We start from the raw sequence: 4,155 nt of genomic DNA on the forward strand, positions 1-4,155 counted from the left end.
TTTTGCGAGTGCAAATATAAGGTAGTTTATTTTAAATCTACAAATTTTTTGATACTTTTTATAAACTTTTTTTTACGCTAGTTCTTTCTTCTTGATTAACAGTTTTTTAGCTGCATCTGTACAAAGATCGATACTCTCTTCGAAAGAGGCAGAAGTCTTTTTAACAATGATATCATCACCCGGAACTTCCAATTTCAACTCGGCAGTCTTATTTTCTTTATCACCCGTGTTTTCAACCTTCAAGAATACTTGACACCCGTGGATTTTATCATAAAACGTTTCTAGCTTATTTAGTTTCTTTTCTAAATACTCTTCAAGTGGTGCATGTGGAGTCAATCCCATTGACTGAACTTTAATTTTCATAATCTACATTTTTTTCGCTCTAGGATGAGCATTGTTAAACACTTTTTTTAATTGTTCAATATTCGCGGTGGTATAAACTTGCGTTGATGCCAACGATGAATGTCCCATTAATTTCTTCACTTTAGAAATTTCAGCTCCATTTTCTAAAACATGCGTTGCAAAACTATGCCTTAAAATATGAGGGCTTCTTTTCGTCTTCGAAGTAACAAGACTAAGGTAGGAATTTACAGCAGAATAGACAAATTTATCATTGAGTTTTTCACCTTTTTTACTTACGAAAAAATACATCTCGCTCGAATCCAGTGGTTTTCTTGTGGCTAAATACTGTTCAAAACCTTGAACAAGTTTATCAGAAATAGGGATGATCCGCGATTTATTACCTTTACCAATGACCTTAATTTCTTTTTTACTAAAGTCAACATTATCAAACAAAAGACTCGTTAATTCCGCTTTCCGCATTCCGGTTTGGTATAGCGTTTCGATAATCAGCTCTTTTAGAAAGCTTCCGTTTTCTGGCTTTTTTCCCATTGATTCAAGCGCCAACATTTCTGCTTCTGAAAAAGGAATTTGTTTTTCGGCGTAAAATTTCAAGGATTGAATACTCTCCAGCGGTGAGACTTTAACCTCAGCAACATCTAATAAAAAAAGGAAGAAACTCCGCAGGGAAGAGAGTTTTCTGTTGATGCTTCGTTTAGAAATTTTAGACTCACTTAATTCGGTCATGAAATTTCTAATGATTTTTTTATCGACTTTTGTAAAATCCTGATGTGATTCTGTTCTTAATAGAAAAACAGAAAAATCTGATAAGTCTTTACGATAGCTCGTCACCGTATGAGGTGAATAGCGTTTTTCTACTTCTATATATTCTAAAAATCGTTCTATCAACATACTACAACCAACAAAAAATCACTTTTCAAATATAAGTATTTGAAAAGTGATTGAGGTATTTTCTGAAAGAAATTTTTCTTTAAGCTTGGTCTTCGATGCTCAAGTTTCTTTGTTTGTAAGCTGCTTTAGTATTCGCTGCTCTCTTCACAACAGAAGGCTTATTGAATTGTTGACGACTTCTAAGAGCTCTTACAGTTCCTGTCTTGTCAAATTTTCTTTTGTACTTTTTTAAAGCTCTATCGATGGATTCACCATCTTTTACTGGGATTATTAACATAATTTACATCTCATTTTGGATTGCAAAAGTAAGATTTTTTTCTGAATTGACAAATTTTTTACTATTTTTAAACTCAATAAAATAAAATGAGACAACCCGACTATAAAGTAATCAACGCTTCCGCAGGTTCTGGAAAGACTTACGCACTGGTTCAGAATCTATTGGCTATTTGTTTAAAGTATCCTTCACAAGCCGACAAAATCAGAAACATTTTGGCATTGACTTTTACGAATAAAGCAGCCAATGAAATGAAACACCGAATCATCGATTGGTTGAAAAAGTTCTCACTGGACACTTATGAATCCAATAACGACCTCATCAATATTCAGGAGAAATTAAAAAATGAAGGTTCCAATATCCCTTTAAAGGATTTACATGAACGTTCAAAAAAAATGCTGGATTATGTTCTGCACCACTACTCTACTTTAAATATCGGAACGATTGATAAATTTAATTCGAAACTGGTGAGAAGTTTTGCACAAGAATTAGGTTTAGCACAAAATTTTAATTTAGAAATTAATGCCGAGCCATTTCTCATTGAAGCTGTAGATAAAATGCTGGAAGACATCGGTGAAGAAAATAAAATTTCAGAAGCATTCATGGATTTTGTGAATTATACTTTGGATAATAATGACCGAATCGACCTCAACAAAACGCTTTATAATTCAGCGAAAGAATATGTTCAAGACAAACATTACTTTCAGTTAAATGAAAACAAAGATTTCGATTGGAAGGTTTATGAAAACACGAAAAAGAATCTTCGAGAAAGCATCAAAGACTTAAGAGAAGATTCCATCAAAATTGCAGAAGATGCAATGAATTTGCTGCAGGAAAGGAATTTGGAAATCGGTGATTTCGCTGATGGAAAGAACGGAATTGGTGGTTTTTTCGAAAAATTTCTCCATAAGAAAATCCCTCTTTTATATGAAACTATTGAACAGGAAGAAGGCAGAGAAGAGAAAATCCGAAAAGGAGCTTCTTCGAAATCTAAAAAAAGAGAAACTGAGATTTTCGAAATCTTAGATTTTCTTTTACCGCAAAGAAAAAAAATCATTAAAAATCATGTAGAAGCAGAAAAGAAAGAAAAAATTCTCAATGCACTTTTGCCTTTAAAAGTGAATAAAGATATTCAGGATAAATTAGCCGAAATCGAACAGGAAAATGATTTGGTTTTGCTGTCGAAATTCAACATTATGATTCACGAGAATCTTCGCGAAGAACCCACTGCCTTTATTTATGAAAAAATCGGAACGAAATTCTCTCATTATTTCTTTGACGAATTTCAGGACACTTCTTTATTGCAATGGCAAAATTTTCTTCCGTTAAGAGATCATGCAGTTTCACAAGAACACATGAGTTTTACATTGGTTGGCGATCCTAAACAAAGTATTTACCGTTTTCGCGGTGGCGATTCTCAACTGATGCTGGACATTATTAACCAAAAAGAAAAGTCACCAGTTTTTGCCCGACTTGAAAATTTAGAAAACAATTATCGAAGTGCGAAAAACATCGTAGATTTCAACAATCAGCTTTATCAATACCTATCGGAATTTACAGAAAAAGAGCATCAGGAAATCTTCGGTAATGGCTCGCAGCAGACGGCAAAATCTGATATGGAAGGTCGAGTACGAATTAATCTTATCGAAAATGCCAGTAAGAAAATTCTGTTTTATGAAGAAACTGCAGAGAAAATGCGTGATGATATTGAAGGCTGTTTAGCAAATGGTTATCGGTTTTCAGACCTTACGATTCTTTGTCGTGGGAACTTTGATATTTTCACTTTTTCTCAATTATTAGGAAATTTAAAAGTGAAATATAAAGACGAGGAAGTGTACATCAAAACGATTTCAGAATCGGGTTTAACTCTGAATTTATCATTGACTTTATTAGCATTAACTGAATTTTTGAAATGGGAAGAAAATCCAAAAAATTTTCAGTTTATGGTGAAAATGCTTTATTATTTAAAGGTTTTGGGACGAATAGAAATGAAAAATTTCAGCAATGAAATTATGGAAATTCTCGCTTTGAAAACTAAATCTGAAATGGAAGTTTTGATTGCAGAAAAATATGGACTTCAACTACAATCAAAGGATTTGCTACAACTGAATCTGTATAATTTCATCGAACATTTCTTACATGAATTTGCAGTAAAAAATAAAGAGACCGATTTCCTTTTTAATTATCTTGAAATGCTTTACGCCTATTCTCAAAATGCAGGTTCTACTTTAAAAGAATTTTTGAAATACTGGAATGAAGAAGCGAACACTAAAACAATACAAGCCTCTGAAAATGTAGATGCAGTACAGATTATGACCATTCACAAATCAAAAGGTCTGGAGTTCCCGGTGGTTCTTTTGCCCATGAAAAATGCTGCAAGTTCTAAAAAAAGCAGTTATTGGTTTGCGACAAATTCAGAAGAACAACTTCATTCTGTGAATGTGAATTTCTTTGATACTGCGCTTGAAATTTACGATCATGAAATTGCAGAATTCAATGATAAAAATTCTTATCAGGAAAAAATTGACAATTTCTGCCTACAATATGTTGCGACAACCAGAGCAGCAGAACAGCTTTTTTTTTATATTGAAAAACCGAACAACAGTGCCAATCATCTAGAAATCTATGAT

Annotated in this window: 4 protein-coding genes; 1 reads left to right on the top strand and 3 read right to left on the bottom strand. The window is 33.0% G+C overall.

From position 1 onward, the window contains the following. Positions 1-72 precede the first annotated feature (72 nt). The 3 genes from WBY99_RS01975 to rpsU all read right to left on the bottom strand — a co-directional run bounded on the left by WBY99_RS01975 (position 73) and on the right by rpsU (position 1,528). Positions 73-363, bottom strand: coding sequence for an HPF/RaiA family ribosome-associated protein (locus WBY99_RS01975; protein ID WP_423974671.1), 291 nt, complete (start codon positions 361-363; stop codon positions 73-75). A 3-nt stretch (positions 364-366) separates the two neighbouring features. Further along, entirely contained in the window at positions 367-1,248 is an 882-nt protein-coding gene (locus WBY99_RS01980) for a tyrosine-type recombinase/integrase (protein ID WP_423974674.1), read from the bottom strand. Between the two features lie 82 nt (positions 1,249-1,330). Further along, positions 1,331-1,528 carry a 30S ribosomal protein S21 gene (gene rpsU, locus WBY99_RS01985; protein WP_423974672.1) on the bottom strand — a complete coding sequence of 66 codons (198 nt, stop codon included), beginning with the start codon at positions 1,526-1,528 and terminating at the stop codon, positions 1,331-1,333. Between the two features lie 86 nt (positions 1,529-1,614). Between rpsU and WBY99_RS01990 the strand changes: the two genes are divergently transcribed. Continuing rightward, on the top strand, positions 1,615-4,155 hold a 2,541-nt coding region (locus WBY99_RS01990), incomplete at its 3' end, for a UvrD-helicase domain-containing protein (RefSeq protein ID WP_423974673.1).

It is taken from the genome of Kaistella sp. (assembly GCF_049588135.1).
In the GTDB taxonomy this organism is placed as follows: Bacteria; Bacteroidota; Bacteroidia; order Flavobacteriales; family Weeksellaceae; genus Kaistella.